Source organism: Collinsella sp. SGI.095, from assembly GCF_050314535.1.
Classification (GTDB): Bacteria; Actinomycetota; Coriobacteriia; order Coriobacteriales; family Coriobacteriaceae; genus Collinsella.
Genome location: NZ_JBNPNG010000036.1, coordinates 1 through 5,202, shown reverse-complemented (window position 1 = coordinate 5,202; position 5,202 = coordinate 1). Strand labels below are relative to the sequence as shown.

General features: G+C 53.1%; 4 protein-coding genes. 1 reads left to right on the top strand and 3 read right to left on the bottom strand.

Annotation, left to right across the window (positions count from 1 at the left end; translation table 11 throughout):
* Window positions 1-186 precede the first annotated feature (186 nt).
* On the top strand, window positions 187-1,404 hold the full coding sequence (locus ACQRCA_RS08230; RefSeq protein ID WP_427719859.1) for an InlB B-repeat-containing protein: 1,218 nt from the start codon (window positions 187-189) through the stop codon (window positions 1,402-1,404).
* A gap of 498 nt (window positions 1,405-1,902) precedes the next feature.
* Here the strand turns inward: ACQRCA_RS08230 and ACQRCA_RS08225 are convergent, their stop codons facing one another.
* From ACQRCA_RS08225 to ACQRCA_RS08215, 3 genes are all read right to left on the bottom strand, one after another.
* Entirely contained in the window at window positions 1,903-2,199 is a 297-nt protein-coding gene (locus tag ACQRCA_RS08225) for a hypothetical protein (RefSeq protein WP_075575915.1), read from the bottom strand.
* A complete protein-coding gene (locus ACQRCA_RS08220; protein ID WP_087185848.1) occupies window positions 2,186-4,258 on the bottom strand; it encodes a hypothetical protein in 2,073 nt (690 codons plus the stop codon). Before ACQRCA_RS08220 ends, ACQRCA_RS08225 begins: the two co-directional genes overlap by 14 nt.
* A gap of 208 nt (window positions 4,259-4,466) precedes the next feature.
* On the bottom strand, window positions 4,467-5,202 hold a 736-nt coding region (locus tag ACQRCA_RS08215; RefSeq protein ID WP_427719858.1), incomplete at its 5' end, for an IS3 family transposase.

Below are 5,202 nucleotides of genomic sequence, written 5' to 3'. Positions count from 1 at the left end.
TTACTTTTCTGCACCACCAAACCAGATTCTGCCTCCTTCGAATTAGGCACCCACCCCATCAAGACCGCGAAGCATCCCCGTCCAGAGCAAGCCCGAGCCGAGCAAGGGACATGCCCGAAAATAATTCTCTGTTAACATGAAATGCAATGTTGCAATAGGGAACGCACGCTTGAATTGGAGGATACGATGAAGATACAGGTTAAAGAGACCTTGGCCAGGCGCCGGACGGTTTTCGTCCTCACGCTCGCAGCCATCGTCGGCGTTTGCGCCTTCACCTTCTCCGGCACCCAGAATTACGCTTGGGCTGAAGGCGAAGGGCCCATTGCCACTTGGAATGAAGTCAAAGTGCCGGGATATGGCGTCGTTAAAGCAAATGAAAAGAACCTTTCGCTTGAAATAAAAATAGATAGCTCGAACGATCACCTGGAGGCCCATTTCACGAATAACGGCGGAGATACAATTCACCCATCTGTCCTTGAGTTGACAACGGACGAGGGATCGGTATTAACCGCCTATTTTGGTGAAGATATTCTTCCTACCAATCAAGCAGCATCTTCCATTGAAGGCTCGAAACCCACTACCCGATTCACTAAAGCAGAGCTTTACGAAACCGTCACCGTGACCTTCAATATGAACAGCCACGGAACCCAGATCATCAACCCCATTACGGTCAAGAAGGGGACGTCCGTCACCCTGCCCCAGCCCACAGACCCGAATTATGACTTCGGCGGCTGGTTCACCGATGAGAGCCTCACCACCTCGTTCAACGGCACCGCCGCTACGAACATGACCGTCTACGCCAAATGGACCGAAAAGGAAAAGGTCACCGTTTCCTTCGAATCCGAATTCGGGACCGCACCTGAAGCCGTGACCGTGAACAAGGGCCAAGTCGTCGAACTCCCCAATCTAGGCACTGACGGCGACTACACATTCGTTGGCTGGATTCCTAAGGGCTCCGAAGGCACCGATGCCCTTAAAGGCGAATACACCGCTAAAGAAAACATCACTTTCACGGCTGTCTGGGAAGCTCCCTCCACTCCCATCATCGAAATGGTCGATGTCGCCTTCGACATGAACGGCCACGGCGACAGTGTGACCAAGCAGACCGAGAAGGGCAAGCCCATCACCCTTATCGATGATCCCGCCGCCGAAGGCTATACCTTCAAGGGCTGGACCTACGACAAGGAAGGCAAGCAGGCCTTCGACCCCAAGAAGAACGCAGACCAGGACACCACCCTGTACGCCCAGTGGGAGAAGAATGTCGATTCCGCTCCCACCAACTCAACAATCCCCCGGACCGGTGACAACCAGATGGCACTCCTGGCATCCCTCTGCTTCAGTGCAGCAGCCCTGATCGCAGTCGGCATCGCGTTAACCGCGTATCGCAAATGCAAGCACGTATAAAGCATACGTGACGTTACCGTTCTAATTCTCGATCTAAACAGAGGGGAGTCCCGCGGGACTCCCCTTCCCATTCGCGTACCTAATTACGCTGTTCCTACTAAAATTGGGAATTCTATTCCCAATTTTCTCCTATTCCCACTCAGTAATCTAATCGTGCACTTCCATGGCCTCTCGTCTACGTGGTGTACCGCCGTCTCCCCATTAACCGAAATCAGCCGCATTTTGTATCTCGAGTTGAACTCAAAAATGAACTCAACGCCAACCTATCTCATCCATTAATGGGGGTGCGAAACATCAGCCCCTGTGCCCGCCAGCTCTTCCCATTCTGCGAACTAACAGCACTATTGATTTTGCACGTTGCTCTACGTCTTAATATAGACTCGCCTCGTTAACTCCAATACTCTTAATCCGACCTGTAAAGCGCACCAATCTCGAGCCCCTCGTTTCTGCACGAGCGTCATTTCAATGCTTATAACTCACTGATTGCAAAGATTCTAGCTATGTCAAACCGTATTCGCGTTCGAGCCTGTCGAACTCTTCATCAATCGAAGCGAGGTAGGTTGCGCGATTGGCATCTAAGTCATTCAGCACCTTATAAACTTGCTCGTAAATAGTCATAGAGATAGGATCCCTGATCGGGGTGTCCCCATTGCATTCGACAAGTCCGACATGGTCGTTACTTGCTGTAGCCCTGATAAGTTCAAGCAAGTCATCTCGCTCAATATCACATATCGGAATCCATACGCCATTCTTGAGGAACTGGCCTTCTTGCTCGTTGATTCTAAGCAAGTCCATAGTGGGTCCTCCTTTCAAGATAGGCGATGCGTCCAGCTTCCATTGTATCGAGCATCACCTCTTTGCGATCACAGGTGTTTCCGTATGCATCTATAAGCTTAGTGGCAGAGAGCTCACCGGAGTAAACGCGATACTCTCCCGACTTGGTCTTCTCCGTGTAGATGATGCAATCAGGAAGAAGCGAGACGCCAAGAGTATTGTTATGTGTCACGAGAAACACCGTTGCATGCTCGGCTACGTCGTTGAGTAGGGTAATGACATCGTGGTTAAGGAACGGGTTATCGAATGATGACTCAGGCTCATCAATCAGCACAACATCTTTGCCCGCTGCGGCGGCTATTCGGTGCAGAAGGAGATACTCCGCGCGTTGTCCGCCAGACAACGCGGCACTAGATTCGTCGTTGAGCACAATTCTGCTTTTAATGTTGAACAGGAGACGGCATGCCGCAGCTTGAACAGTAGCATCGAAGCTTCGAATGACTGCGAGTCTCTTAGCTGACGTAACCTTGGCTCCGAAAAGACCCGCCACATCAGTTCCGCTCGGCAACGTCAGCCCGCATCCTTTTCGCGCCTCAGTGGCGTTCGAATACATCTGCCGCGTCCTCTTCTTGAGGTATTTGTATTCTTCATCAGATTTGAGATCAAGAGGCGTTGCAAGTGCATCTAGGACTTCCACAAGTCTCTTTTCTCGGTAGCAATACTTGAAGTACTCTCGTAGTTGATCGGCCTGTGGAAGCGGCTTGCGTGCCGACTTCTTGCTCAACTCTTTCTTTATTTCTGCGACTGCAGCATCGCACTGCTTTTTCTGCCACCGAGCAGTACGAGCTTGCTTCATAAGCTCGCGTAGTCTGCTATCAAGTGCCCTAAGAGTATTCGGGTCGACATATTCTTTGACAACATCGGGTCGTTTGCCACCATCGGCCAATTCTCGCGCGGCCTTTCGGAGCTTCACGTCAGACGCTTCGACAGCGTCGCTCTTTTCATATGTAAATTCATCAGCATTATAGATAGGCCGCTCGGAATAGCGGTCGGTCGGTGCAGCAGCAAATTGAACCAAAGCTGTGCAATACGCCCTTACTGCATCTTCGCAGGCTCCCTGGTCAAACTGCGTGTAGTGGTTGATTGCATCTTGTAGAGCGTTGAAGTAGTTATCAAAAAAGACGCTGTCTTCTTCAGCAACGTTTTTGTCGAAAATGTCTTTCTTCGCTTTGTTGGTGATTTCGAACTGCTCAATGTAAAGCCTGTCCTCGGGCTCATAGGCGTCAAGAATCCGCTTAAGCGTAAATGTCTTGCCAGAGGAACGCTCTCCAAGGATGACGTTCATGCGCCTCGATGCGGGCAGTGCTTCTGGAAGTATCTCAAAGTCTCTGTCTGTTGGGAAAATCTCAACGTTGTTTGCGTTTGCAAATGCCGCCTTGATCGAGCTAAAGCTCATTTCGTTGCATTGTAGGTAGGTGTAGCCGTATGCATAACGCCGTATGTTATCGTCGGGATCTTCATCGGGCATGCGTAAGCCGGGACGACAGTCGCTGAAAACCACAAGCGGTGCATCGGCCCCATCGCGCTCAACGAGCCATTTTTTGGCATTGGCTACTTCCAGGGCGTCGTAGCCAGTTGTGCTTTGTATATGAGAAAGTGTGGCCGAGTCGAGTTTCTTGCTCTTTTTGTAGTGGGGTATGATGAGCCAATTGCTGATCTTAGGAAACAACTCAACAACGCGTTCCCAACTCATGTGGTCGCTACTGCCCGGGCATTCGCCCGCAAGAGTGGCCATACCGCTTGCAAAATCGTCTATGTCGGCGGGGTCGGCGACGATAATGACGTGCCCAAAACCACTCAACTTCGTGACATTAATTTCAGCACCAGGAAAAACAGCAATGTCTAGCGCCTTTGAAACCTGGTCGTAGTTGTCACGGTAAAACCCATTGTGGTTGGTGATTGCAATGGCGGCAAGATGAGCCCCCTCGACATAGTCCTTGAGAACTTCAATATCGAAATTGAAACCACTAGAGTCAGAGGCGGTCTCAACAGTATGGATATGAAAATCGATTCTGTTCAAGTGGCCCTCGCATTCCGTCCATTCCCATATGCACCATTATCCCATCCTGCCATTCGCTAGCGCCAGCAAACTACCGTAGTTCTCCACCTCGCGATAGCGTCCAGTCGTTGAACCCCCCCCCCCGTTAACGGGGCATCTATTCGCGTTCTGACAAAAGACGCCCCCCTAACCGCCGAAACCTACCTTCCGGCAAATGGATTGGCAACATTTATTTGGACGGTTTTGAGAGGGGCATTCCCGCCTTCCTGAACTCGACGGGGCTCATGTAGCCGAGCGTCGAGTGGATCCTGAGGTTGTTGTACCAGTGCACGTAGTCGGACAGCCCTGCCTGCAGGTCGCGCAGGTCCCGGAAGCTCTCCCTGTAGACGAGCCCGGCCTTGAGTATCTTGTTCGTCGACTCGTCGACGGCGTTGTCGTAGGGGCAGCCCCTGGCGGAGAGCGACCGCTCTACGCCGAAGGCCTCTAGCATGAGGTCGATCTCGGCGTTGTCGAACTCGCTGCCGCGGTCGGTGTGGAACACCGCGATGTCGGATATCGGGAACTCCAGGGTGGCGAAGGCCGCCTTGACGAGCAGCGCGTCCCTCCTGCTGCCCGCGGCGCGGCCGACGATCTCCCTGTTGTAGAGGTCGACGAGCAGGCGGACGTAGCACCACGATCCGCCCGCGCGCACGTAGGTGAGGTCGCTGCAGACGTGCGTGCGCGGCGCGCGGCCGTCGAACTCGCGGGCCACCAGGTTCGGCAGCTCAGCCTCGTTCGGCTTGCCGGGGTGGACCTTGAACCGCTTCCTCCCGTACGCGCTCGAGAGGCCGTTCTCCCTCATGATCCGCGCGATCCGCCTTCGGCTCGCCGATATGCCGCGTCGCTCGAGCGACGCCTTGACCTTCCTCGACCCGTACCTGCCCCTGCTTTCCGCGTGGGCGGCGAGCACGTCGGGCTCGATGGGG